At 68.8% G+C, this 1010-nt stretch carries 1 protein-coding gene; it reads right to left on the minus strand.

Features of this window, described 5'->3' with window-relative positions:
• Positions 1-1010 (minus strand): PPE family protein (locus ACZY0B_RS27655; protein WP_463767407.1); only part of this gene is annotated, 1010 nt, incomplete at both ends.

Raw genomic sequence — 1010 nt, forward strand, 5'->3', positions numbered from 1 at the left:
TTGATCGGGGTCATGCGATTGCGGATCCCGGCACGTACCACGGTGGGGCCTCCGGAGCCCATGGCACTGCCCAGCATTCCCGCCATCCCCAACGAACTGAACAGGCTTCCCTCGCCTAGGGCGGCAGCGGGAATGGCCTCGGGCCCGGCGGCTGTCAGGGCGGCGGCTACCGTCCTGATGGCGGGAGTGGCCGAGGCCCAGCTCGGTGGGACTGTCAGCGACCCAACCAAGGTGCCACGGGCAAAACCGGCCGTCGGGCTGATCGCGTCGAACAGCGTGCCCCGGCTGAAGCCCAGTGCGCCGAGGCCGGCCCCCAGCGCGTCTTTCGGGAGTGCGCCGTACGCGGCGGGCGGGGCGAACTTGAGCCACTGGGACACCGGGAAGTTGATCAGCAGCCCGATGTCGTTGTACTGCGTGGTGAGGCCCAGCGGGATCTTCAGGGCGTTGTAAAAGCTCGTGTAAAAGGTTGCCCCGCCCGGAACGGTGTTCAGCAGGTTTGTCCAGAAGGTCTGGTAGTCCGTGGCGAGCTGTGCGAGCCCCGCCAGTGGCCCGGTGTAGCCACTGGGCGTCGTGGCCGCGGCGGCCACCGTACTTGCCGCGTGGCCGGCCGCGGTGTTGGAGGACGAGGTGAGCGCGGCCGCCTGCATCCCCGTGCCCGCGTCGTTGGTGGTCTTCGGCGCCGGGCTGAACTCCGTCAAGTTGTTGGAGGCCGTAGCCGAGGACGCGAAGTAGGTGTCCATCGCCTCCCCGTCTTGGGCCCACATTTCGCTGTATTGCGCCTCGGTCGCTGCGATCGCCGCGGTGTTCTGCCCGAACGTGTTGGTCGCCATCAGCTGCGCCAGCAGTTCGCGGTTGGCCACGATCACCGGCGGCGGCACGTGCGCGGCGAACGCCGTTTCATAGGCGGCAGCCGCCTCGGTCGCTTGCACCGCCGTTTGGGCGGCCTGGGTGGCGGTTTGTTGCATCCAGGCCACGTAGGGCGCGGCCGAGGCCGCCATCGCAAGCGACGA

This window comes from Mycobacterium sp. IDUB_19, assembly GCF_055419445.1.